The following is a 26,830-nucleotide window of genomic DNA, read 5'->3' on the forward strand; positions in this document are numbered from 1 at the left end:
AGCACCATGCGGGTGCAAGGGTTTGCTTAAATAGGTGAATAAGAAAACACATTCCAATCAATAAAAATGACATGTTAATTCTTCTTTAGCCAAGGTAATATGTATCCGACATGTGAGAGTGAATATAGAAAAGGAGGTGAACTCTTTATTATTAATTCCACGTTAAAGCATACGCACATGACTACTGAAATTGGTCAACCAGCTATCCTCAAGCCTAGGGAGGTTTATCCGACGGTTTCCTTCACATCGTGTGTTGACGGAAGGGTTGCCGGTGAATTGATTTTTGATAGAACGAAGCTGGTTGATAGTTTGCCTGAGACTCCTATGGTCAAAGACTCGTTAATGGAATGGACACCGTTAGGCACGGCAGAACAACTGGGTACTTATGAACTGCGAATGACCCTCAAACAGGACGGAAAATCTCCTCAGTATGACTCATATTATTTTACCGTGCTGGATCCAAAGAGCATCCCCGCGGGACAGAGCCCAATTGCTTTCCTTGGTAACGATGGAATGATGATGTATATCGGTGATTATCGAGGTAATCGGATCTTGGATTTTTCCAATGCGGGTTATAGGGGTGGCGGTGTTGAAATCCCGAATATCCCCGTTAAGTCGACCGTTCTACCCTTGGACGGAGACGCGACGGAACGTATTCAAGTAGCGATTGACCAGTTGGCCAAGCTCCCGCTCGATAAGAACGGATTCCGCGGAGCGATCCTGTTGAAAAAAGGCAGATATGAAATCGGAGGCACGTTATTCATTAAAGCAAGCGGGATCGTCCTTCGCGGCGAAGGTCAGGACAAAGAGGGCACCATTCTCTATGGTACCGGAGCGAAACAACGAAATCTAGTTGAAATTGGTGAAAATGCAGATCTTATGCTGGACAGCAACTCGAAACGGATGATTTCAGATTTGTATGTACCCTCAGGCTCGCGCACTTTCCATGTAGAAGACGGGAATGCTTATCGTGTAGGCGATCAGATCATAGTCCGCAGAATAGGTGATAAAAACTGGATTCACGAAATTGGCATGGATAACATATATAAGCGCCCGGGTGGAACCGTAACCCAATGGTCACCGTTCAATCTGGATTTTGACCGAGTCATCACTGCTATTGTAGGTAATGCGATTACGGTCGATGCCCCACTAGCGAATGCTATCGAACTTCAGTGGGGCGGCGGAGAGATCTATAAATATACAGACCATGCCCGCATTCAGCAGGTGGGGGTAGAGAATATGAGGGTAGAGTCCGATTTTGACCCGAGCATTATAGATATTAAGATGGATAACGATACAACGGATCCTTATTATGCGGACGAAAAGCATGCTGAGCGTTTTGTCGTATTCAACAGTGTGAAGAATGGCTGGGTTCGAGATGTGACGGGTTACCATCTGTCCTATTCTCTCGTTCAAATGAAGCGTTATTCCAAATGGATTACGGTTCAGGATTGTCAAATGTACGATATGATCAGTGTGGTTACTGGGGGTCGCCGTTATGTCATACATCAGATGGGCCAGCTAAATCTCGCTCAACGTATTTATACAGAGACGGCGCGGCATGCGTTCACCGTCGATAGCTGGGTACCGGGGCCAAATGTATTTCTGGATGGGGAAGCTGTTAACAATTATAACACCAGTGAGCCTCATCATCGCTGGTCAGTCGGAGGCCTGTTCGATAATATCAAAGCTCCCATCTCTATTCGGGATAGGGCGTGGTTAGGCAGCGGACATGGCTGGGCAGGCGCGAATTATGTAACCTGGAATACGCAAGGAGAACTCACTTTACAGCGGCCACCAACCGCTCAAAACTACGCCATTGGCCATGTTGGTAGCAAGGTACCCGGACTGGTTCCTAACGATTATGATCCCCGGCCCCGTGAAGATGGATATTGGTGCAGTTGCGGTCAACATGTCGTCATTAATAGTCTCTACAAGCAGCAGCTGATGGAACGTTTAGGTCGAAATGCGCTCAGTAATATAAAAAAATAATTTACAGTAGGGTGCGGAATCTTCCGCATCCTTTTTAGTTTGGATCATAAAAAAACACAACCCCTAACAATCTATGCCATGGAGAGACATCAGAATCAAGAGTAGCATAAGAAGTGGAGTTACTGACGAATGATATGACCTGAAAATAGGAAAGGCCAGGTGAACAAGAGTTGAGTGAAAGAAGACGAGCGAAACAAGAGGTGGCATTATCGGCAACCATGCGGGAATCAGAACGTCTTCGATTATGGTATACAAGCCCGGCGTCAAATTGGAATGAGGCTCTTCCCATAGGAAACGGGCGCCTTGGGGCGATGGTGTCTGGTATGATCGGCCAAGATAAAATCCAGCTTAACGAAGATTCAATCTGGTACGGCGGCCCTGGACGCGCAGCTAATCCTGCAGCTCAGCCGTATTTGACGGAGATTCGGCAAATGCTGAAAGACGGCAGGCAGGCGGAGGCAGAACATTTGGCTCGAATGGCTATGACTGCTTCACCAAAATATGAACAGCCGTACCAGCCACTTGGCGATTTGATTTTGAAGTTTCTGGATTCTAGTGAGGTTATTGAAGAATACGAGCGGGAGCTCGATTTGGAGCAAGCGGTTGTTACGGTGTCGTACCGTTGTGGCGGGGTTCGCTATTACAGGCAATATTTTGTAAGTGAACCGGACGGTGTATTAGTAGTCCGATTGACAGCTGACAGACTTGGCAAGATCACGTTGGCTGCGAATCTTATGCGTCGTCCGTTCGATACCGGCTGTAGTACTGGTCCTGCAAACACAGTTCTAATGAATGGGGAATGCGGAGCGGATGGTGTTCGCTTTTGCACAGCACTAAGGGCAGTTCAACAAGGAGGCCGCCAGAGGCTCATAGGGGATTTCATCTCTATTGAGGGAGCAGACTCCGTCACCCTTATGCTGGCAGCGCAGAGTACCTTTCGTGTGGATCAACCTGAAAAAGCCTGTCTGGAGCAATTGGATCAAGCCACGGCTCAGTCTTTTGCAACTCTAATAAAGCGGCATAAGGAGGAATACAAGTCCCGGTTTGCTCGATTTTCAATCGATTTAACAAGGGATGGCGACCCGTACGCCGAGCTTCCTACCGATAAACGATTACTGCGGTTACAGCAAGCAAAAGATGAAAGAAGCAATTCCAATGAGTTTGGTGATCCAGGACTAGTTGCACTATATGTGCAGTATGGGCGCTACCTATTGCTTTCCAGTTCTCGACCAGGTACGTTGCCTGCTAATCTGCAAGGCATATGGAATGATAGCTTTACCCCGCCATGGGAATCAAAATATACAATTAATATTAACCTCCAGATGAATTACTGGCCTGCCGAAGTCCTAAATATGGCTGAATGCCATGAACCGCTGTTTGATCTGATCGAACGGATGCAGTTGAACGGTCAAGAAACGGCAAAAGAAATGTATGGCTGTCGCGGTTTTGTTGCTCATCATAACACTAACTTATGGGCGGAAACCCGACCTGAAGGCATCCTAATTACCTGTACGGTCTGGCCAATGGGTGCTGCTTGGTTATGCCTTCATTTGTGGGAACACTACCGGTTTGGACTGAACCTGTCTTTTCTCAAGGAAAGGGCCTATCCAGTGATGAAGGAAGCAGCGATTTTTCTGCTTGATTACATGGTAGAGGAGGGTGGTGTACGGATTACTGGGCCTTCGGTCTCCCCTGAAAACCGCTTCCTTCTTTCGGACGGAAGCAACGGCAGCCTCTGTATGGGACCATCCATGGATTTGCAAATCGCATATACATTGCTATCCGCCTGTTCGGAAGCGGCATTAATTATCGGAGAAGAAGATACAATGTTTCTCTCTGAACTACATGAGACGCTTGAACACATTCCACAGCCGAGTGTGGGCAGTCATGGACAGATTAAGGAATGGCTGTTTGACTACGAAGAGCAAGACGCAGGTCACCGGCATATTTCTCAGTTGTTCGCATTACATCCGGGTGAACAGATTGACATGAGGCACACCCCTGAGCTTGCCGCAGCAGCCCGGCGAACGCTTGAACGCCGTCTTGACGGAGGTGGAGGCCATACCGGCTGGAGCAGGGCATGGATCGTCAACTTTTATGCCCGTCTCGGTATGGGTGCAGAAGCCTACGAGCATTTACTTAATCTCTTAGCCTCCTCCACGTATTCGAATCTTTTAGACTGCCATCCACCCTTTCAAATAGACGGAAACTTTGGTGGAGCAGCAGGCGTAGCAGAAATGCTGCTGCAATCCCACCGAGGAGAACTTCGACTATTACCTGCCCTTCCTAAGGAGTGGGCTTCAGGCAGCATAAGGGGAATGAGAGCAAGAGGTGGTTTTATCGTTGATCTTTCTTGGAGCCAAGGAAAGTTTGATGAAGCGACGATTCACTCTACGTTAACCGCTGAATATCGAATTTGGTCTGCTGTTCCGCTTGATCTGCCAGAACAATCTCTTATTAGCGATGGTCAGGGATTTGAATATACTTTTTCTTCAGTTGCAGGGAAGTCCCGCAAGATTTGTGCACAATAGTCAATCGTAATAAAACACAGGCAAGCCGAAAAATCTCCATTTTGAAGACCTGGATATTGGATTAACATTAGCCATACAACAAAATCCAAACTGCAAACAAAGGAGCGATATTTATGCCACAACAAGTGCCAGCCGCATTGCCAGCGAGCAGGCCAGATCTTTCCCCATTCCAAAGACGAATGACCAATTTGCGCAAATATAAGGCGCTATATCTCATTTCATTGCCGGGCATTATTTTTTTTATCGTATTTAAATACTTACCCTTGGCGGGTTCCATCATGGCCTTTCAAAACTACAACATATTCAAAGGTTTTACAGGCAGTCCTTGGGTTGGCCTTGATCAGTTCCGGCGGATGTTCACCTATCCAGAGTTTTTGAGAATTCTTGAAAATACTATCCTGATCGGCCTATATGATATGGTCTTTGCGTTTCCGGTTCCCATAATATTCGCCCTCCTTCTTAATGAAGTGAGAAAAGCTTTCTATAAACGGATTTTGCAGACCGTCGTTTATTTGCCCCATTTTCTCTCATGGGTCATTATTGGGGGGATTATGATCGGCATTTTGTCCCCAACGACAGGTATCGTGAACCAGATCTTAAATGCTTTTGGGCTCGACTCCGTTTATTTTCTGGGCGAGGACTCGTATATTCGTACCATCCTGGTTGGAACAGGCATATGGAAAGACAGTGGATGGGGAACTATTGTTTATTTAGCCGCACTCGCTGCTGTGAATCCTGAGCTGTACGAGGCGGCCCGGATTGACGGAGCAAATCGGTGGAAACAAACCTTATCCATTACGATCCCGACGATCTTGCCCACCATCATGATTATGTTCCTGCTTCATATCGGAAACTTCCTTGATTTTGGCTTCGAGCGAGTGTTTGTATTTATCAATTCGCTTAATGAGACCAATGGAGATATTCTCGATACGTATATATACCGAGTGGGTCTTATTGATCAGCAATACAGCTATACAACAGCTATAGGCCTCTTTAAATCGGTCGTCGGACTGTTGCTAGTCATGATCGGGAATACGCTTAGCAAAAAAGCATCAGGGGATGGACTTTACTAGAAAGGAGTCGAAGAGTAAATGAAAAATAAAGGTCGCCTGTTTGACGTTTTTAACTATATATTTCTGATGCTGGTCGGGTGCTTGATGGTCTTCCCTCTGCTGCATGTGCTCGCCAAATCATTTAGCAGCACTCATGCCATTAATGCAGGCGAGGTTAAGCTATTCCCTGTAGATTGGACGCTTATGAATTATCAAGTTATTCTTGGGGATACCTCCATCTGGAGAGCTTTCATGGTAAGTATATTTATTACAGTTGTCGGAACAGTTATTAATCTGATTTTAACTGCATCACTGGCCTATCCTTTATCCAGATCCGAATATTCGATGCGCAAAGGAGTTCTGATTTTAATCCTAATTACGATGATATTTCACGCTCCGCTCATACCGAACTATATGGTCATCAAAAACTTGCACTTGATCGACTCTTTATGGGTATTAATCATCCCATCGGCCATCAGTGCATATAACCTGTTCATCATGCGTTCTTTTTTCTCAGCCCTGCCTACTGAGCTGATAGACAGCGCGCGAATGGATGGAGCGGGAGAGCTGCGCACGATGTGGAGCGTCATCCTTCCTTTGTCCAAACCTGTTATGGCAACTATGGGCTTGTTCTACGCGGTATCCCATTGGAATTCTTATTCATCGGCGTTGTATTTTATCAATACACGAGCGCTTTATCCACTTCAGTTGCGGCTTCGGGAAATCGTACTGAGTAACGACCTTGGGCAAGCGGGCAGCTTATTAGAAAACGTAAATGAAGTATCTCCGGCAGGTGTGCAAATGGCAGTTATTGTCGTCTCCGTCATACCGATTATTATCGTGTATCCGTTTCTGCAAAAGTATTTTATCAAAGGGATGTTAATCGGATCTATTAAGTCTTAAATCAACCAGCTTGCATCATCCTTTAAAAGAAACAGCCATCTGCTTATCAAAATATGGTAAGATATAATCCAAACTCAAAAATGGAAGCGTTGCCAATGATCGCAACTTCAAATCAATTTCATACCAGAAGACAACTGATTCTGATTCCATTCCGGAAGGGATTTGATACAAGTGCGAGTATTGATTGTAGAAGATGAGCCTGTCATTCAAAAAGGATTGGTGAAGATGGTCCAGCGTTATCCGGTCTCATTCACCGCGATTTATACAGCCGACGATGGCGAAGCAGCCTTAGAAACTATCCAAAAGCTAGAACCGCATTTAGTACTGACAGATTTGCGCATGAAGCGGATGGATGGCCTTGATTTATGTGAACGAATTCACCGTGATTACAGTCATGTCCAGGTGGCAGTCATTTCCGGGTACAATGACTTTCAATATGCTCAACGAGCAATGGCATACGGCGTTAAGCGATATTTGTTAAAGCCGGTTCTCCAGCAGGATGTGCATGATATGCTGAGAGAACTTATATCCGGAATGACAGGCAACATTATTCCTGTTCATAAATACGTGGATTGGGCCGAACAGCTGGAACAACATATCTGGCTGCTGCAACGTGATGAGACAAACCGTCTGCTTGATGACAGAGAAACATCCGGTTTATTTGAAGGGTTGAACGTCTTTAGCATGGATGCAGTCCTGAATGATTGTCTACAAATGATCGTAGATCGCTTGGAACGCCGAGGCTGGAAGCCTCAGTCCCGGTGCTGTGGAGATGTGAAAGCCGCCAATACGAAAAAAGAAACGATGTTAGCATTTGTCGCGATAATAAACGGTATACTTGCGGAGCTGCAACTTACTCGCAAAGGCAACTATAAGGACCCGGTTGAAGAAGCAAAAGCTTTCATTGATAAACATTTGGCTGAGGATGTGTCGTTAGAAGAAGTAGCCAAACGGGTGGGACTTGCCCGCACCTACTTCAGCGCATTATTCAAAAAAATGACGGGGGAAACCTTCGTACACTACCGGATCCGAAGAAGAATGGAGGAAGCGCGCAGACTTCTTGCCGTACCTACCATGACAATCAGTGATATCTCGATTCATGTAGGTTACGAGGATTATCCCCATTTTACGAAGACGTTTAAAAATCTCGTGGGTGTGTCACCTTCGGAATACCGTGCTTCGTTTGGCATTGAATAATGAGAGCAACCCTCAGCCGGAAGCTGCTATTTTATTTTACCATTGTCATCTTACTTTCCCTGTCAGCGCTGGGGATTTCCTTCTACAGCATTTCTGCCAAGCAATTGCAGGCAAGTACTGAAAACCAGATGATTCAAATCGTAAATAATGCAGTTCATCATACCAATCTCTATATTTCATCCTATCAACGGTCGACCGTGGCGCTACTAACGGATTTGAGAGTTAAAAGATATATTGACCTATCATCAGACCGTGAGGAATATGAAAATTACCGCTACACGACCGATATTCGCGATGCAATTGTCGAACCAGTATGGATTCGCAATCCTGAGATTGAAGCCTTATATATTATCGGGTATTCCGGGAATGCGCTTTATTATTATAATGGCGGTTCAGCGCCATCTTTTACACAGGAAGACACCGCAAGACAGATCAGGTATTTCAAAGAACATACAGATGTCAGTGGACAGTTGAATGTAATCAATTACAGTATCCGTGGGGATCAAACGCCGATGTTGACCTTAATCCGCAGCATTCGTGGCCTTCAGTCACCAGAGATGAAAGGATTTGTAGGCATCGAAGTCAAAGCGGAGGAGCTCTCCACGTTATGGAAAGGGATCGATCTTGGTCCCGAAAGCTATTTTTTTATTGTAGATGGCGAAGGCAGGATTCAATATCATAACGATCAAAACAAAGTAGGGACGTTGATTCCCGATAGTCTTGGCAAGCAAATTGAGCTAGCAGGAGATGCGATGTTCCGCAGCTCGGCAGAGGGAGTGGAAAAATCTTATATCAGCCGTAATGCGGAATATTCCGGTTGGCATCTGGTTGTATCCATTCCAGACACTCAGCTGCAAAAGCCGCTAATTACCATCCGGAATTATATTATTGCTGTCGCGATTTTGACATTTATGATAGCGCTGTTTCTGGCAAGCCGATTTGGTAAGTCTGTTACTACACCAATCCGTATACTGATGAAAGGAATGAGCCAGACCGAAAAAGGAAATTGGGAATTAATCTCCCTTCCGAAAAGCCAGGATGAGGTCACTGGGCTTATCGTTCGTTACAATCTGATGGTAACGCGCCTGTCAGAGCTTGTGGACACCGTTTATCAATCAGAACTGAAGAACAAGGAAGTGGAAGCCGAGCGGCAGAAGGCCGAATTCCAATCCTTACAGTTACAGATCAACCCCCATTTTTTATATAATACGCTCGAAACGGTGGTCTGCTATGCAGTAATTCAGGATTCAGATGAAATATCAGAAATTGTCGGAGCCCTGTCCTACATGCTGCATTATTCGGTGCGCACCAATCTTGAAGAGATAACCGTGGCCAATGAGCTGAAGCATGTCATCCATTATATGGTCATTATCAATCACCGGATCGGAAGACCGTTTGACATCGATGTGCGGATAAAGCCTGAAATGCTTCTGCGCAAAATGGTCCGTTTGACCTTACAGCCACTTGTGGAAAATGTGTTCCAGCACGCCTTTCGTTATGGTGTTGAAGATTATCACACGATTACGATTGATGCTGGAGAGGATGGCGATATCTTCTGGGTCAGCATTACGGATAATGGCAGCGGAATGACCCCGGAGCGGCTTGAAGAACTTCGCCTTAAACTGAGCGAAAATCGACTCGCCGATGTGGAGGAAGGTAAAGGAAGCCCAGGCGGCATTGGTGTGCAAAATGTTCATCGCCGGATTCAGCTTGTCTTCGGAGAAGAATTCGGTGTTGACGTAGAAAGCAGTCCAGAATGGGGAACACGCATGATCATGAGAATGCCGATTTCCGGAAGGAAGGAACATCAAGTGCTTAACGCATAGGCGCTGCTCGCCGAAGAGAACGAGGATCAAAAGGCTGTCCTGAGGTCCGAGCCGCGGACTTTTGGGGATGGCCTTTTTTTATAACGACAACCGATCACAAAAAAACACATCCCACAATAATCCACCCCATGGGAGAGCTGATGATACAGCTTTATGATGGGTACAGGTAAACCAAATACCTTTTTATACTAATAAGGGGGATTATCCAGATGAAAAAATGGGTTAGTCTGATCCTATCCACGGCGCTTGTCTCAAGTCTCGTCGCAGGATGCGGAAGCAATGAAACATCGGACGGTAACGCCGATGCAGCAGGCGAATCAAAACCGCTTAAATTTAGTATTTCGTTAAACACAAGCGGAAACGCTTACACGGAAAGTTCTAAAGACATTAACACCGATAAGTGGGTCAAGGAGTTGGAAAAACGGGCGAATGTCGATTTAGACATTAAGTTAATTCCTTTGAAGGACTTTGATTCCAAAATGGCTGTTATGTTCGCAGGCGGTGATATTCCGGATGTGGTTCAAAATGTCGGAGGGGCTACAGATAAATCGATGGCTGGATCGGTTCAGGCTGGTGTTTTTATGCCGCTAGATGATCTGCTGAAGGAGAATGCGCCTAACTTGATGAAGGTTGTCCCGCAGGAAGCATGGGATGAAGTCAGCTACGACGGAAAAATATATGGCATTCCGACTTGGCTCAGCAATCCGTCTCGACGTGCCACCTTTATCCGAACAGATTTATTGGAGAAAACCGGTCTCCCGGTACCTGTAACGATTGAAGATTTCTTGAATGTGCTACGCGCTTTTAAGAAACTCGGTGTGAGCGCGCCTTATCAGATGCGTGAGAACTTCAAATATGCAGATATCGCATTCGGTGCATATGACGCGCTTGGCTATCAGTTTACAGAGGATAATGGAGAGATCGTACCCAAATTTTATAATTCCGAGAATATGGAAAAAGCACTGAACGTATACAAAACGATGTATGACGAAGGCCTCATTCAAAAGGATTTTGCAACAATTCAGACGGCGCAGTATGGCGAAAATATTGCTGCAGGCAATGCAGGAATCTGGACAGCTAACGCGCAAAATCTACTGGATTTCCGGACCCAAATCGCCGCATCCAATCCGGAAGCGAAAGTGGATATTATCTCGTCGCCAACCGGTGACAATGGACAAAAAGGATATGGCTTGTATAGTTCGGTCAATACCTCACTGTATATCAACAATAAGGTCAGTAAAGAAAAGGCTGCCCGGATTATTCAAATGTTTGAATGGATGCAGACCCCGGAAGCAAGTAATTTCTATAGTTTTGGGATTGAAGGCGAGAATTACACGGTAAAAGACGGAAAAGTTGATTATAAGCTGCCAGAGAACAAGGCTGCCCAAGATGAAGAGAAATTCCGCACACAGCTGCGCTGGGTAGGGGACGGAACGATCAACCGCGAACGAACTGAGCTGCTTTCGGGTGGTAAAGATGTCTTGAAAGCATTGGATGAAACGCTGAGCAAAGAAGGCTTAGGGGGCATTGGATTTGTACCTGATCTGGAGTCTTTTAGCAAGTTCCCTGATCTTGCCTCCAAACGTCCCGATCAGGCACCAAAATTGATCATAGACCATATGGTCAAAATGATTTATGGCAAAGAACCGATTAGCGATTTCCCAAAAGTCATCGAGGAATATAAGCAAAAAGGCGGCGTAGAAATCTTAAAAGAAGCAACAGAACGCTACAAAAATAATGAGGGAATCTTTAATCAGCAAAGTCGTAAATAGATAGATTCTCAGGAAGCCTCTTCATTCGAAGGGCTTCCTGCCAGTTAGGAGGGAGAACGATGAGTCAAACTTCATTGTGTGATGAAATCATGCGTCTGCCTGTAATCGATACACATACCCATCTCGTCGGCGATAAGCTAAACGCGGCTGACTTCTGGGAAATAGCCGATTATTTCTGGTTGAACCAAGAGCTTCAGTCAGCAGGATATCCGGCGAATGCGGACCAACTTTCGAAAGGGAAACGGGCTGACTCTTTTGTTAGCGCCTACCACGCTTCCCGTAATACGATGATGAATCGTGCTTTTACAGCAATCATGAAAGATCTGTACGGTATCTCCATCACAGATTCAGAGTCGGTGTTCAAAGCGGATATAACGATTAAACAGCAAAGTCACGATCCCGGCTGGGCGCAGAACGTAGCTGACCGTCTGCATGTGCAGCGGTTTATTGTAAACCGTCCGGAGCATGCCAACTTTGCACACATGAGGGAAAATGCTCTACTGATTCCTCGAATTGACTCTTGGCTGCCTGAGCTGGCAAAGAATATTGCAGATTCCTATGATCCCAGCCGGGAGGCTGCTTATGCTCAAGCGAAAAAATTTATTAGCGAGCAGCTGCAGTCTTATCAGACTATGGGCTGTCCAGGAATCATGACTACGTTGCCAGCTTTTGAAGCCAAAGCTCATGATGTTTACAATCTTAGCAACGTAACTGGACCGGATGAAATCATGATGCTGCTCTTTCATCATATTTGTTCGGAACTGCAAGCAAGAGGAATGTTCTTGCAGCTGTTTCTCGGCGTCGAACGCAGATGGTGTAATACATCAGCTGCGCCAGTTAACGATTCGCTACGGATTGTTAAACTGTACGGTTTATTCGAACGGTATTCCATTCCGTTTGAGCTGGTGGTGGCTTCGGAATTAAATAACCTGGATGTTGTGCAGGCTGCATGGAATTTCCCTAACGTTCATGTAGGCGGGATGTGGTGGTATAACTTCAGACCCAGTACCTATTTGCAGAGCATGCAGTATCGGTTGGAGGCACTCGCCCCGCTCAAGTGTTCGCTCATTGTCTCGGATGCGCGCTGTATCGAATGGACATATGGCAAGCTGCTGATCGTTAAAAAAATACTTGCGCGCTTTTTGGAAAGTCAAATAGCGGAAGGCTGGATCAGTCGGGATGAGGCGCTGGATATTGCTGCGGAATGGCTGCATGGCAGTGCTGCTAAACGTTATAGACTAACGGATGTTAAGCAATAAGCCATGGAGGGAGAAAATGACTTTTTCATTAATGGACCGAATGTTGCCTGCTCCTTTGAACGGAGGATTCCGTATGGAGGACTGGTGGGTGTGGTGCGGATCAGCTGTGCGTGGCGAGGATGGGCGTTTTCATTTATTCGCATCCCGTTGGCCGAAGTGGCTGCCGATGCATCCGGGATGGTTACTTCGCTCAGAAATTGTCCGCGCATCTGCCGATAACGCGGAAGGACCCTATACGTACGAAGAAACCGTACTACCCGCAAGGGGAGCGGAATACTGGGACGGACGAAGCGCCCATAATCCGCATATCCTTCGTTATGGCGATAAGTTTCTGTTGTATTATATGGGCTCAACTCATCCATTCGCTGAGCCGCAGCCTAATGAAACAGTGGAACTTGACGACTATCGGGTGATTGCCGCTCGTGCCAACAAACGTGTTGGCCTAGCTGTAGCCGACAGTGTATTCGGACCATGGACAAGGATGGATGCACCTATTCTGCCTACACGTCCGGGCAGGTTCGACAGCTTCCTCACATCCAATCCGGCTCCTTGTATCCGCGAAGATGGCTCCTTGCTATTGGTATATAAAGCCCGCAAATACGAAGGCAATTCCTATGGACAGATGACGCTTGGCATTGCCGGTTCATCTAAGGACGAAGGGCCATATAAAGTAATTAACAACGCACCGCTGTTTCCACCAGAGCGGTCTCATATTGAAGATCCATTTATCTGGCGGACCGCGGACGGGTACCAAATGATCGCCAAGGATATGGATGGCCGGATGTGTGGAGAAAAGCACGGTGGGATATTTGCATCTTCTAAGAATGGAACCGACTGGCAGCTGGTTGATTCAACTCAATCGTATTCCCGACGGGTTCTCTGGGAGGACGGCACTGAGCAGTGGATGGGCAGCTTTGAACGGCCGTTCCTATTATTTCAGGAAGGGGTTCCTACCCATTTATTCGCTGCGGTAGCAGATGGACCGGGAGGGTTCCGAAATGCGAAGCACACTTGGAATATGGTCATTCCACTAAGGACAACGCTTTAAGAGGTTGAATTTCATAAATATCATCAATGTTAACAGGAGGTACTAAAATGGGAGATGTACTACCAACTCAACAAACTCGCGAACTGGTAATTTCGGAGTCAACTCTGGAATGGGCGGATAGCGCATGGCAACAAATTGTAAATAAAGTGGAAAAGACTAGTAAGCGAATTGGCGTTAGTTTTCCGCATGCTTCCGTGAGTGGAGTATACGACAACATGCGTCCATCGTGGTGGACAGCAGGGTTCTGGCCGGGTATTTTGTGGCAGATTGCCGCAGAGGGGAATTATCCGGCGCTGCAAGAAATCGCCGAGCAAATTGAAGAGAAACTGGATGAACCTCTTTATGCTCTTTCCGTACATCATGATGCCGGTTTTATATGGACACTCTCAGCTTTGGCCAATTACCGCGTGACTGGTAATGAACGCTCCAAGCAGCGCGGGTTGATGGCTGCCGCTCAACTGGCCAGCCGCTTTAACCTGAAAGGGTCATTTATCAGAGCCTGGCATGACACGGAGAAGATAAACCGGGCGGGATGGTCCATCATTGATACTGTAATGAATCTGCCCTTATTATACTGGGCATCGGAAGTTACAGAGGATCCGCGTTTCCGGCATATCGCCGCTGCGCATGCGGAAACGGTAGTGGAGCATTTTTTACGTCCGGATGGATCAAGTTATCATATTCTGCAGTTCAACCCGGAATCAGGAGAAAAAATAGGCGCTATGTCCGGCCAAGGTTATGCGGAAGAATCCGCTTGGGCACGGGGCAGCGCATGGATGATTTACGGTCTTACTTTGTCTTATCACTATACCGGAGAGAACAAGTTTCTATCGGGAGCTAAAAGAGCTGCGCACTTCTTCTTGGCTAATCTTCCGGAGGATCATGTACCTCACTGGGATTTCAGGGCACCTGATGCAGGCGAAAAGCCGCGTGATACCTCTGCTGGTGCATGTGCGGCATGTGGCTTGATCGAGCTGGCAAAGATCGTACCACAGACGGAAGCCTCTTTTTACCTGCGAGCCGCAGAACAAATCGTTCGCTCACTTTATGAGAATTATGGGACTTGGGACATTCCGGAAGAGGAAGGATTGATTCTTTCTGGAACATCCAATCTCCCAGGGGGTGTGCACATTGATACGCCACTGATCTATGGCGATTATTTCTTTGTCGAGGCTGTATCTAAACTCCGCGGAACCGTTCTTCAGTTATGGTAAGAAACGGAAAAACAACAGAAAACCTTCTCGATGATCCGTATAGTATACAGTCCGTCGAAACTCCGATAGACAATGAACAGGCTCGGCGTATGGAATGGTGGCAGGAAGCCAGGCTCGGCTTGTTTATTCACTGGGGACCTTATGCCCTGCCTGCGGGTGAATGGAAGGGAAAAGAAATACAAGCTTCTTACAGTGAGCATATTATGCTACGCGCGAAGATCCCAGTTGCTGAATATGAGGAAATGGCCGCAGCGTTCAGTCCATCAGCTTTTGATGCAATGAAGTGGGTGCGGACTGCCAAGCGTGCTGGCCTAAAATATATCATCTTTACAGCTAAACATCACGACGGTTTCGCGATGTATGACTCGAGTGTATCCCAATATTCGATCAGTAAGCACACCTCATTGGGCCGTGACCCCCTTCGGGAACTAATGGAGGCATGTCGTGCGGAAGAAATGGTACTCGGAATTTACTACTCCCATGCGATGGATTGGCATGATCCAGACTCTCAAGGGAATACCTGGGATTATCCACTGAATATCGGCGCTTATGATGACGTTCAAACTTGGTTAAATGATACCGATAAGCACACCCGCTTTGAACGATATTTGCACAGCAAATCAATCCCTCAAGTCCGTGAGCTGCTGACGGACTACGGAAAAGTTGGTTTAATGTGGTTTGATTGCGGAGGCAAACTGACCCGTGAGCAAGGAGAAGAGTTTTTGGCGGCGGTTCATGCACTTCAGCCAGATTGTTTGGTCAATAGCAGAGTTTGGAAAGCTCCACTTGGAGATTATTCAAATACATCTGATAATCAACTTACGACTCGTAACCTTGGTAAGTACTGGGAGAATATTATTACGTTAAATGACTCATGGGGGTATAAGAGATCCGATCACCATTGGAAATCCCCTGTAACTATCATCCGCCAGATCATCGATGTTGTAAGCAAAAATGGGAATCTGGTTATCAATATCGGCCCAACAGCGACAGGGGAATGGGATCCAGTATCCGAATCCATTTTGCTTGAAGTAGGAGATTGGTTAAATACCAATGGGGATAGCATTTACGGTGCTGGAGAATCGCCCACAGCCAAACCGTCTTGGGGTAGATGCACTTTGAAAGGAAACACATTATATCTGCATGTTTTCGATCTTAAGAAGAGAAATAAGCTAATCGTTCCCGGTCTGAAGACCGCTGTTCAAAAGGTATTTGCTTTAGATGGAGGGGAGGAGCTGTTTTTCACAAAGCTATCTGAGCAGGATCTGGAAGTCGAACTCCCCAGCTTACCGAACTTTGCCGAAAATTCTAACAACATGCCGCTGGTCATCGCAATTGTCTGTGCAGAACCTGTAGAAGGTAATCCAGTCCGATTATTGGACTTTGGAGAAGATACCTTACTAGAATTGGGGGTATTTGAAAGCGAGATCTTTGGTCCAACCCTCCGTTACGATACAGGAAAAAAAGACCATGATAATTTGTTGGACTGGAAGGATAGAGAGGATACCACAGTTTGGCATGTCCGGACATTAGGTCCGGTAAGATTTCAAGTTAGTATCGCATATCGCAGCGAAGAAGGAGAGAATGGCGGTGGCGGAGTCTACCTCATCAAGGCTGCGGATCAAATTTTGCAAGCTAAAGTTATTTCTACCGTTGAGGTTAATAATTTTCAAAGCTTTCAAGTAGGTGAACTGTATCTCCCCACGGCAGGAGAATATACGATTCAATTGCAGGCAGAGCTTATTACAGGGGGTTATTTGATGCAGCCTAGATGTTTAAAACTACTGCAACTATGATATTTTTATATTGTAATAATGAAAAAGAACTCAAATCACTTGGGTTCTTTTTTTTGTTGATTTAAGGATTGTTGTTGACATATTGCCCTTGGGTAAATATATTGTATATAAGAATAAATGTTTACCGAGGGAAACAAATTGAACCAAAGGAATCATTGTTTCTATTAGGAAATAAATTAACCGGGTGAACAGAACAGTGCTACATATGAACTTAACAGAGATAAGGAGTTTTTTTTATGATTGAAATCAGAAACCTAAACGTAGATTATTTCGGTAATTCTGCACTAGAAAATGTAAATATTGATATTCCCTTTGGGTATGCAATCGGAATTATCGGACCAAATGGTGCCGGGAAATCTACATTTATCAAGTCTTTGTTAGAGGTGATAAAGAAGAGAACAGGATCAGTTATGGTGGAGGGAAAAGATATTTCAGAGTACAAACGGAAGATCGCATATGTGCCGCAAAAAAATGACATTGATCTTTCTTTTCCAATCACGGTGAGGGATACAGTGCTGACTGGAACTTACCCAAATTTGCGAATCTTCCAGCGTCCCGGAAAAACAGAGCGGCAAAAAGTCGAGGAATGTATGGCGATGGTGGATATAAGTGATCTTGCGAATAAACAAATTAGCAATCTGTCCGGGGGACAACTCCAAAGAGTTTTTATCGCCAGGGCGCTTGCACAACAAGCAAATGTATTTTTTTTAGATGAACCTTTTGTAGGCATAGATTTAGTCAGTGAGAAAATCATTGTAAAGCTGTTAAAACAACTTCGCGAAGAAGGAAAAACCATACTCATCGTTCATCACGATTTGCATGAGGTCGAAGAATATTTTGACAAAGTCATCATTCTCAATAAGAAATTAATTGCTTTTGGTGATGTTAAAGACACCTTTACGCCAGAGAATATCCTCAGCGCCTATGGTGCCTCCTTAGGTAATCTGGTGATCAAAGGGATGGGGGCGACAGATCATGATTGATTATTTCTCAGGGGTATTAAACATTCCAATATATGCACTTAACGCGGGATTATCTGCTATCATTCTTGGAATTGTATCAGGGGTTTTAGGAAGCTTTATTGTACTTAGAAAGATGTCATTAATGGGAGATGCGTTATCACATGCGGTGTTACCCGGGGTGGCGTTATCTTATATCCTAGGCATCAACATTCTTCTTGGAGCTTCACTATTTGGACTATTAGCAGCAGTTCTCATTCAATTTATTACAAGTCGCAGCAATATTAAAAGTGACACCTCTATCGGCATTATTCTCAGCTCATTTTTTGCGCTAGGCATTGTCCTAATTACTTTCGCCAAAAGCGGGCTTGATCTAACTCACATTCTATTTGGTAATATTCTGGCCGTCCCACAGTCGGAGTTAATGCAATCCTTTATTATTATGCTTGTTGTTATTGCCATCATTTCATTGCTGTATAAAGAGCTTTTAATGAGTTCATTTGATCCGGTTGTTTCCAAAGCCTATGGGTTAAAAACAGGGTTCTATCATTATTTATTGATGATGCTCCTATCTGTAGTTACCGTATCTTCGTTATCTCAAGTAGGAATTGTGCTTGTGATTGCAATGCTGGTTATTCCGGCTGCTACATCCTATCTCTGGACGAATAAGCTGTTCCACATGATTATCCTAGCTTCTACAATCGGCGCTGTATCCGGGATTATAGGTGTAATTGTAAGCTTTAAATTCAATTTACCTACAAGTGCGACGATTGTTCTGGTCGGCGTAAGTATGTTCGGAATTTCATTTATAATCTCACCAAAAAATAATTTTTTCAGGAAAGGGTTGAAACAAGGATGAAGACCATAAAAATACTCTCTTTGACAATGTTTATCGTACTTCTTACCGCATGCTCAAAGGTTAGTGAAGGAGATGCAGACCATGATAAGCTGCAGATTGTTGCAACATACTCCATTATCGCTGATATGACCGAAAACATTGTAGGGGAGAAAGCTGAAGTTTACAGTATGGTACCCATCGGAACAGATCCGCATATGTACGATCCATTACCCAAGGATACAAGTAAGGTTTCTAGCGCAGATTTAGTGTTTTATAACGGTTTGAACCTAGAAACAGGTAAGGGGTGGTTTCAAGATCTTCTAGATGTGACTAATAAAAGGGATGTTGCTTTTGCAGTCTCAGATGAAGTATCTCCAATGTATCTAACAGAAAAAGGCAAAGAAACTCAGGTAGATCCTCATGCCTGGCTGGATATACAGAATTCAATAAAATATGTAGATATCATCACAAAACGTGTAATCGAAAAAGATCCCGACAACAAAGAATTTTATCTTAATAATCAATCAGAATATGTTAAGAAACTGAATGAATTGGATCAATATGCAAAAGAAGCAGTCGAAAAAATTCCACAAGAGAAACGTATCCTTGTTACCAGTGAAGGAGCATTCAAATATTTTTCTAAAGCTTACGGATTTGAATCGGCTTTTATCTGGGAGATCAATACGGATAGTCAAGGAACGCCAGAGCAAATGAAAAACATAATTAAGATCATTGATGAAAATCAAGTGCCTGCATTATTTCTGGAAACTAGCGTAAATCCAAAAACAATGGAAACTATCGCAAATGAAACGGGAGTACCGATACATTCTAAGATTTTCACCGATTCTTTAGCTAAGAAAGGCGAAGAGGGCGACACATACATTAAGATGATCAAATGGAATATTGATAAAGTTATAGAAGGTTTATCTCAATCCTAAATGCCTGGCTCAAAGCTTATATCAACCGACAGAAGGTTCAGTTTACAGCTGATTCCTATGTCGGTTTTTTATTGTATAAATGCTTCTATGGAGCCTCAAAATATTACGTTTACGCCTTGGGATAACCTGCTACAGGAAATATCTTCTTGTCTACTTTTCAAAAAAATCTTGGTAAGGTAGAGGCTAACACTTAATAAGAGGTGAAAAGTTGTCATGATTAAGAAACACTGTTTGTTCTGTGATGAGATTGTTTCCATTGAACCAGAAGGCGATAACGATAGATATATAGGCTGTTCTTGTTCACCAGGCGGGTTTTATAGTCTACGTAGAGACAGCTACGAACCCATTAATTCACTCCCGCATCAAAAGAAACGCGATATGCTGCATGTAGTATCGGCTTACATACGTGAGCTGACTGATTGTGATGAAAAGGTCACTATATCTGCTGATGATTTAGAGTCCATTGTAAATTCACCCAAAATACCTGTGAGCATTGAAGATAAAGGAAACCGTCTACTGCAATATTTATATAGACATTCTGAAGGCCCGGGGGAAGCGGTTGTCATTCAACCCCTCTCTAGCAGCTATAACTTGACGTATTCTCCCAATCTGCAAGAGCTGGTATATATCATAGACAAGTTGATAAGTGATCAGCTTCTGATCAGGGAAGGCATGACCTTTAAGCTTACTGAAACCGGCTGGAATGAAGCTGCGGAAAGCGCTGGAGGTAAGAAACTAAAACCTTGTCTCGTGCTCGTGTCGGATGAAGAGAATTTGTCTACAACATGGCTGGAGAAGTTATTGCCCAAAATAGAGCAGTGTGGTTTTCTTCCGCGCTTATTAACACATACGAAAACTCAGAGTGGTGAAAAATACGAGTTGGAACAAATCGCAGATAGCAAACTGATTATCGCAGATTTAACGGGACAATCCCCAGAGGTGTATTTCTCAGCGGGATATGCACTTGGTTTAAACATACCCGTATTATGGACCGTAAACAGTATTGAGGCGGATAAACTTTTTGTACAGCTTAAGGATATTCGTCCTATTGTGTGGGATTCAGCAGAAGAACTAGCAATTATACTACAGCAGAAGTTGAGTTAACCGCAAAATCATTGCCTATGACTCGATAACCTAGCTGAAATTCAAACAGGTGTCTTCTTAAATGAGGACGCCTGTTTCGTTTGGTACTGTAAGAACACTATCTAATTTTCTTAGGAAGTGATATTGTAACCGATATAAAAAATGAGCAAATGTATGTAAATGTATGCTTCAGTTAATATTAGCTCATATTCATACTCTGGATAAGAAAGAGGGATAGAATTGTTTTCAAAAAGGCAAAAAGAAATACTTTTATATTTAATTAATTCTAATCAACCTGTCACAGCTGCATGGATTTCTAAAGAACTGAATGTTAGCGATCGAACGATCCGTAATGATTTAAAGGAACTACAAAATATATCTTCCGTATTAGGCCTGAAAATAGAATTGATTCGTGGGAAAGGCTTCGCAGCAAAAATTACTGATATAAATCTATTTCATCAGGAATTTGGTGATTTAACAAGTGATAAGATCAGTTATACTACGATTGACTTTTCTGAACAAGACAATAGGGTCTTTTATTTGTTGAACCGTTTTTTGTTGAAAAATAACTATATCAAATTAGCGACGATTGAAGATGAGATGTTTGTTTCTAAATCCACAATACAAAATGATTTAAAAGAAGTGCGTAAAATACTAGAAAATTACAACCTGAGTATAGTAAACCGCCCCCATTACGGCTTGTATATAGAGGGGGATGAATTTATGAAACGAATATGTTTGTCCAATTATTTATACAAAAGAGAAGAAGAACTCGATCCAACTCACGTGAGCTCTAGTTTATTTGATAAAGATACATACAAAAAAGTAAAAGAAATAATCGTTGATAAAGTAAACAACTACAAAATCGAAATATCTGATATTTCTTTAGATAACCTAGCCATCCATTTAATTATAGCTTGCAAGAGAATTGAAGAGGGCTTTCTAATTGATAATCCTTCAGTACATCTAAAAGAAGATTATCCTTTTGAAAAAATAGTGAGCCAAGAAATTGTTAAAGAAATAGAAGACTTTACCGGACTAGAGTTTCCTGATTCGGAGATCAACTATGTTATTATCCATTTGGTGGGTACGAAGTTGCTTCCAAAAGAAAGTTTGTCAGAGTACAGTAAGCTGGATGAAGTGGGAACCATTGTAAGATGTATACTGAATAGATTAAAAAACGAATCTAATTGGGATTTTAATGGTGACGTTGAATTTATTCAAGCTCTGACCCTTCATATCAGGCCTGCGATGAACAGAATCAGGTATAAAATGAATATTCGAAATCCTTTGTTAAAAGAAATTAAAATAAATTTTCCGGCGGCTTTTGAAGGAGCTCTTATAGCCAGCAAGTGTATTAACAACTTTTTAGATTTAGAAGTTGGGGAACATGAGGTGGCTTTTATTGCTTTACACATTGGTGCTGCTTTAGAAAGAATGAAAAGTAAAAATAAAAAGGTCAAAAAAGTTATTCTTGTATGTGCCTCAGGTGTCGGAAGTGCAAAATTACTCTATTACCGTTTAATCAATCTATTCGAAAACAAGATTCATATTGTAAATACAATTAGCTATTATAAATTAGCAGAAACCGATCTATCCTCGATTGATTTAGTCATCAGTACAATCCCTATCAAGGAAAATATAGGAATACCTGTCCATGTAGTAAAAACCTTTCTAGACGATACGGATCTGGATCAGATCAGGAATCTCTTATCTTCTTCAGAACAGCCGGGAGAAGCTCATATTTATCTTGATCCTTACCGGATATTCGTGAAAAAAGAATTAACAACAAAGGAAAGTGTTATTCATTTTTTAAGTAGTGAGCTGATTAAGCAAGGTCTTGTTCCCGACCATTATGAATCTTTAGTATTAGAAAGGGAGGTACTGGCTCCAACAAGCTTTGGTAATCTGGTGGCCATTCCACATCCAACTACTCCCGTAACGAAAGAAACCTTTTGGACGTTATGTACGTTAAAGCGGCCTATTCGTTGGAATGATAAGCAGATGGTGCAGTTAATATGTCTGTTAAATATAAAAGAAGGAAATAGTGGCGATCTAGATAGCATGTATAAGAAACTTGGTTCGCTTATTGAAGATAAAGAGATCGTTGAGCAAATTCTTGTTAAAGATTCTGCGGAAGAAATCTTAGAGTTACTGAAATGAATCTGCGTTTTTACACTGCAAACGTTTCCTATTGTTTTTGGAAAAAGGTTCGCTTAAAAAGAAAGCTGTTTAGCGATAAACTGAGGTTGTTAGTAAATACAACAGTATTTAAGGGGGAGAACAATAATGAATACAATTATGTTAGCGTGTAATGCAGGGATGAGTACAAGTTTATTAGTAACTAAAATGCAAAAGACCGCTGAGGAAAAAGGAATACAAGCTAATATTTTCGCGAAACCAGTTACTGAAATTGAACTTACGTTACAAGAAAAAAACGTAGACGTCATCCTATTAGGTCCTCAAGTGAAATTTATGAAAAAACAATTAGAAGCTAAACTGGTCGGTAAAAATATTCCGATTGAAGCGATTGATATGCTGCATTACGGTATGATGAACGGGGAAAAAGTACTAGAACAAGCATTAAAGATAATTGAGAGCAAATAAGCAATTAAGCAAATAGAGAGAGACGAAGGGAGCGGTAAGTAATGGTAGATGAAGTGAAAGAGGAATACTATACTGTAGCATTTAACATCATAAGCAACGTTGGCGCAGCTAAAAGCTCAGTAATGGAGGCCCTTTATGCAGCAAAAGAGGGGGATTTTAAAGGAGCGGAAGAAAAGTTAGAAGAATCAAAGCAATTTTTTAGAGAAGGCCATAAAATGCATAAATCATTAATCAAAAGAGAAGCAAATGGAGAACAACTTCAATTCTCACTGATTCTTGTTCATGCTGAAGATCAACTAATGAGTGTAGAAACCATTTCTCTGCTTGTTACAGAAATGATTGAACTATATAAGCGTGCGAAATAAATAAATTAACGCTGCAAAATACCCCTTTCAAGAAAGGAAAGTGTAGCACATATGAAAATAACGGACTTCTTAGAAGAAAAGGTAATGCCTGTTGCGGGGAAAATAGCTGCACAAAGGCACTTATCTGCACTCCGTGATGCGATGGTCTTGACTATCCCATTTATAATTATTGGTTCAGTATTCTTAATACTAGCTTATCTGCCCATTCCAGCCTATTTAGATTATTTAACTGCTCATCCAGGTATCAAAACTGCCTTGTTGTATCCCTACGGTGGCACATTTAACCTAATTGCTTTAATTGCTACTATTGGCGTGGCATACCGATTAGCAGAGAGTTATAAAGTCGATCCGCTATCGTCTGGGATAGTAGCCTTATGTTCGTTCTTTATTATCACACCTAATTCAACCTTTACGGTAGATAATGTGACTACCACAGCGGTGAATGTTGTTTATTTCACTAGCCAAGGATTGTTCGTAGGATTGATCATTGCCGTTTTGACAACAGAAATATTCCGCAAGATTGTCCAAAAGGATATTGTTATCAAAATGCCGGACGGAGTTCCGCCAACAGTTGCGAGATCTTTTACAGCCCTAATTCCGGGGTTTGTAGCAGTCATGAGCGTTGTCGCGATTCGTTTGCTCGTTGAGAACTTCACCTCTTTTGAGAGCGTTCACAAAATTGTGGCACAACTTCTTCAAGAACCTTTAACTGCTGTTGGGACAAGCTTAGTAGGAACAATTATTGTTTTCTTACTTGCCAATTTATTGTGGGCTGTAGGTCTGCACGGTTCTTCTATTATCGGCAGCACCATTATGTTGCCCGTCTGGCTTCAGCTGTCAGCAGCCAATGCCTCTGCACTCTCTGCAGGCATGCCTCTTGAGAATATCGCTACTGCAGAATTCAAATTCTTTATCTGGATAGGTGGCGCAGGTACCACGCTAAGTCTAGTTGTTTTAATGTTCCTGTTCTCCAAAAGTAAGCAGATGAAGCAAATAGGACGAATAGGTATTGGACCAAGCTTATTCAACATTAATGAACCCGTTCTATTCGGACTACCGATTGTATTGAATCCGATTATGTTAGTTCCGTTTCTCATCACTCCAATCGTTACTGTTCTGCTCGCATATCTATCCATGTCTTTAGGAATCGTGGCCAAACCAATCGGAGCATTGCCACCTCCAACAACGCCGATATTTATTTCAGGATATTTAGTAACGCAAAGTATCTCGGGAATTGTCTTGCAGCTGGTTAATTTCGTGGTAGCGATTCTTATCTACTTCCCGTTCTTCAAAGTTTTAGATAATCAGAAATATAAAGAAGAACAGGATAATCGTAGTAATGAAACTGAAAGCGTTTTAGCGTAGTAGCAAAAAATTAGATTGAGTAAAAAGAAGGAGGTAACAGCATGGGATTTCCACAGGGATTTTTATGGGGTGGTGCAACTGCAGCTAATCAATATGAAGGTGGTTACAATGAAGGAGGTCGAGGATTAGCCGTTTCTGATCTGATGACTGATGGCACAAAAGATTCTCCGCGCAAAATATTTTATCAATTTCCCGATGGCCGCGAAGGAGTAATTGGACAAGGTGCCTGCATACCAATCGGAGCTAAAGGCATTTTAAAAGAAGGATATTATTACCCAAGTCATAATGCGACGGATTTCTACCATCATTACAAAGAAGATATTGCTTTATTTGCGGAGATGGGATTTAAAGTTTATCGATTATCCATTTCTTGGACGCGAATTTTTCCAAATGGTGATGATGAAATAGCTAATGAAAAGGGACTGGAGTTTTATGACAATGTTATAGATGAATTGCTGAAATACGGCATTGAACCTCTGGTAACATTATTGCATTTTGATATGCCTCTTAATCTGGCTGATAAGTATGGTGGCTGGACCAACCGTAAGCTAATTGATTTCTATTTAAGATTCGCCGAAACTATATTTGTGCGTTGGAAAAACAAAGTGAAATATTGGGTCACTATTAATGAAGTGAATGTGCTTGGAGGCTATTGGACTTTGGGGTTAGCTTCAAATAATATCAAGGAAGGAACCCATTCTAATCAAGGCGAAACTCCCCTCGCTGATGCAGGTGACAAATTACAATCTATCCATCATCTTATGGTTGCTTCGGCTTTAGCTAATAAACTGGCACGAACGATTAATCCTGACTTTAAGATGGGAGCTATGTTGGCATTATCAGGGATCTATCCAGCAACATGTCATCCAGATGATGTATTTGGGGCCTATGAATTCAGAAGAAAAGCGTTAATTTTCTCAGATGTAATTTTACGAGGCTATTATCCAAATTATGCCCAAGCCATTTTTGATGAATATAATTTCGAGTTAAAAACAGAGTTTGGTGATGAAGAGATCCTAAGGCAGTATACTTCCGATTTTCTAGCGTTTTCTTATTACCGTACAACTGTATTTGATCGTTTTTCACCTAACACAACAACAACTGGTGGACAACAAGGTTCGCCTAACCCGTATCTTAAAGCAACACCGTGGGGTTGGCCAATCGATGCAAAAGGTCTGCGTTTTGTATTAAATGAGCTATATGATCGCTATCAAAAACCTCTGTTTATTGTTGAAAATGGAATGGGCAACATAGATAAGGTTGAAGAAGATGGTAGTATCAATGATGATGAACGTATCGACTACTTAAAAAATCATATCAAAGAAATAAAAAACGCTATCGAAATTGATCATGTGGATCTGATAGGTTACACACCTTGGGGCTGCATAGACATTGTTTCTGCTGGAACGGGTGAAATGAAAAAGCGTTATGGCTTTATTCACGTCGATCTGGATGATAAAGGAAACGGGTCGTTTAAACGTTCGAAGAAAAAATCATTTTATTGGTACAAAAATGTTATCGCTACTAATGGAGAACAATTAGATTGATTATTAAATCGTAAAACGAAATGATTCATCTGGAGGCATTATCAGGAGCAGTCCTAAGCGGGACTTGCTTTTGGTAATGCTTTTTTTCACTGGATTGTTGACATGTGACCATTTGGTGTCTTATAATCAATCAGACACCAAATGGTGTCCTATTAGGTAATATTGATGGATACTCGGTGACATTACAGGAAATATTACGGAAAAGGTGGGGGTGGTTGTGAGCGACAATAGTCAAGTGAGGGATGTTTATGACGCTGTTGCGGATCCAACAAGACGAAAACTTCTTCAAATTCTGGCTGATGTTGATGAATTACCTCTGTATGAGATAACGATTCATTTTGAAATGGGTCGTACAGCCGTTTCGAAGCATTTAAATATACTTAAAGATGCTGGTCTCGTAATTGTTCGAAAGGTTGGCAGAGAGACGAGGTATCGGTTGAATGCCAATCCTTTGAAAGAAATTCAAGATTGGGTATCTTTTTATGAAGGATTCTGGAAGCAAAGAATTGATAAATTAAAACTTATATTGGAGGAATAA

Annotated in this window: 21 protein-coding genes; all 21 read left to right on the forward strand. The window is 42.9% G+C overall.

Going from position 1 to position 26,830, the window contains the following annotated elements; translation table 11 throughout:
* Nucleotides 1-177: 177 nt before the first annotated feature.
* The 21 genes from MKX34_RS15470 to MKX34_RS15570 all read left to right on the forward strand — a co-directional run bounded on the left by MKX34_RS15470 (nt 178) and on the right by MKX34_RS15570 (nt 26,830).
* The gene (locus MKX34_RS15470) at nt 178-1,992 is read left to right on the forward strand and encodes a hypothetical protein (protein WP_339205337.1); all 1,815 of its coding nucleotides are present in this window, start codon (nt 178-180) and stop codon (nt 1,990-1,992) included.
* Nucleotides 1,993-2,162: 170 nt separating this feature from the next.
* A complete protein-coding gene (locus MKX34_RS15475; RefSeq protein WP_256717624.1) occupies nt 2,163-4,523 on the forward strand; it encodes a glycoside hydrolase family 95 protein in 2,361 nt (786 codons plus the stop codon).
* Between the two features lie 179 nt (nt 4,524-4,702).
* A complete protein-coding gene (locus MKX34_RS15480) occupies nt 4,703-5,596 on the forward strand; it encodes an ABC transporter permease subunit (protein ID WP_051491014.1) in 894 nt (297 codons plus the stop codon).
* Nucleotides 5,597-5,614: 18 nt separating this feature from the next.
* Nucleotides 5,615-6,478, forward strand: coding sequence for a carbohydrate ABC transporter permease (locus MKX34_RS15485; protein WP_036677879.1), 864 nt, complete (start codon nt 5,615-5,617; stop codon nt 6,476-6,478).
* 171 nt (nt 6,479-6,649) lie between these two features.
* Nucleotides 6,650-7,675, forward strand: a complete 1,026-nt coding sequence (locus tag MKX34_RS15490; RefSeq protein ID WP_076099254.1) for a response regulator — start codon at nt 6,650-6,652, stop codon at nt 7,673-7,675.
* Entirely contained in the window at nt 7,675-9,501 is a 1,827-nt protein-coding gene (locus MKX34_RS15495; RefSeq protein ID WP_076296697.1) for a sensor histidine kinase, read from the forward strand. The genes MKX34_RS15490 and MKX34_RS15495 overlap by 1 nt, the downstream gene beginning before the upstream one ends.
* Nucleotides 9,502-9,710: 209 nt before the next feature.
* On the forward strand, nt 9,711-11,273 hold the full coding sequence (locus MKX34_RS15500; RefSeq protein ID WP_076296696.1) for an extracellular solute-binding protein: 1,563 nt from the start codon (nt 9,711-9,713) through the stop codon (nt 11,271-11,273).
* Nucleotides 11,274-11,332: 59 nt separating this feature from the next.
* Nucleotides 11,333-12,532: a glucuronate isomerase gene (locus tag MKX34_RS15505; protein ID WP_076272548.1), complete on the forward strand. Its 1,200-nt coding sequence runs from the start codon at nt 11,333-11,335 to the stop codon at nt 12,530-12,532.
* 16 nt (nt 12,533-12,548) lie between these two features.
* Nucleotides 12,549-13,580: a glycoside hydrolase family protein gene (locus MKX34_RS15510; RefSeq protein ID WP_179089293.1), complete on the forward strand. Its 1,032-nt coding sequence runs from the start codon at nt 12,549-12,551 to the stop codon at nt 13,578-13,580.
* Nucleotides 13,581-13,627: 47 nt separating this feature from the next.
* A complete protein-coding gene (locus MKX34_RS15515) occupies nt 13,628-14,794 on the forward strand; it encodes a glycoside hydrolase family 88 protein (RefSeq protein ID WP_076296695.1) in 1,167 nt (388 codons plus the stop codon).
* Complete coding sequence (locus MKX34_RS15520; RefSeq protein ID WP_076296694.1) at nt 14,788-16,590, forward strand: alpha-L-fucosidase; 1,803 nt, start codon at nt 14,788-14,790, stop codon at nt 16,588-16,590. Before MKX34_RS15515 ends, MKX34_RS15520 begins: the two co-directional genes overlap by 7 nt.
* A gap of 239 nt (nt 16,591-16,829) precedes the next feature.
* On the forward strand, nt 16,830-17,573 hold the full coding sequence (locus tag MKX34_RS15525; protein WP_280513481.1) for a metal ABC transporter ATP-binding protein: 744 nt from the start codon (nt 16,830-16,832) through the stop codon (nt 17,571-17,573).
* Nucleotides 17,566-18,408, forward strand: coding sequence for a metal ABC transporter permease (locus tag MKX34_RS15530; RefSeq protein ID WP_076099248.1), 843 nt, complete (start codon nt 17,566-17,568; stop codon nt 18,406-18,408). Before MKX34_RS15525 ends, MKX34_RS15530 begins: the two co-directional genes overlap by 8 nt.
* Nucleotides 18,405-19,325, forward strand: a complete 921-nt coding sequence (locus tag MKX34_RS15535; protein WP_076296693.1) for a metal ABC transporter substrate-binding protein — start codon at nt 18,405-18,407, stop codon at nt 19,323-19,325. Before MKX34_RS15530 ends, MKX34_RS15535 begins: the two co-directional genes overlap by 4 nt.
* Nucleotides 19,326-19,538: 213 nt before the next feature.
* Complete coding sequence (locus MKX34_RS15540; RefSeq protein WP_076144137.1) at nt 19,539-20,429, forward strand: hypothetical protein; 891 nt, start codon at nt 19,539-19,541, stop codon at nt 20,427-20,429.
* A 219-nt stretch (nt 20,430-20,648) separates the two neighbouring features.
* A complete protein-coding gene (locus MKX34_RS15545; protein WP_256717623.1) occupies nt 20,649-22,571 on the forward strand; it encodes a BglG family transcription antiterminator in 1,923 nt (640 codons plus the stop codon).
* A gap of 126 nt (nt 22,572-22,697) precedes the next feature.
* Complete coding sequence (locus tag MKX34_RS15550; protein ID WP_076105684.1) at nt 22,698-23,015, forward strand: PTS sugar transporter subunit IIB; 318 nt, start codon at nt 22,698-22,700, stop codon at nt 23,013-23,015.
* A 41-nt stretch (nt 23,016-23,056) separates the two neighbouring features.
* Entirely contained in the window at nt 23,057-23,380 is a 324-nt protein-coding gene (locus MKX34_RS15555) for a PTS lactose/cellobiose transporter subunit IIA (RefSeq protein WP_076105685.1), read from the forward strand.
* A 51-nt stretch (nt 23,381-23,431) separates the two neighbouring features.
* On the forward strand, nt 23,432-24,745 hold the full coding sequence (celB, locus tag MKX34_RS15560; protein ID WP_076133308.1) for a PTS cellobiose transporter subunit IIC: 1,314 nt from the start codon (nt 23,432-23,434) through the stop codon (nt 24,743-24,745).
* Between the two features lie 41 nt (nt 24,746-24,786).
* Complete coding sequence (locus tag MKX34_RS15565) at nt 24,787-26,292, forward strand: family 1 glycosylhydrolase (protein WP_076105687.1); 1,506 nt, start codon at nt 24,787-24,789, stop codon at nt 26,290-26,292.
* 217 nt (nt 26,293-26,509) lie between these two features.
* Nucleotides 26,510-26,830 carry a metalloregulator ArsR/SmtB family transcription factor gene (locus MKX34_RS15570; protein WP_036677853.1) on the forward strand — a complete coding sequence of 107 codons (321 nt, stop codon included), beginning with the start codon at nt 26,510-26,512 and terminating at the stop codon, nt 26,828-26,830.

It is taken from the genome of Paenibacillus sp. FSL R5-0636 (assembly GCF_037974255.1).
GTDB lineage: Bacteria > Bacillota > Bacilli > Paenibacillales > Paenibacillaceae > Paenibacillus_AQ > Paenibacillus_AQ odorifer.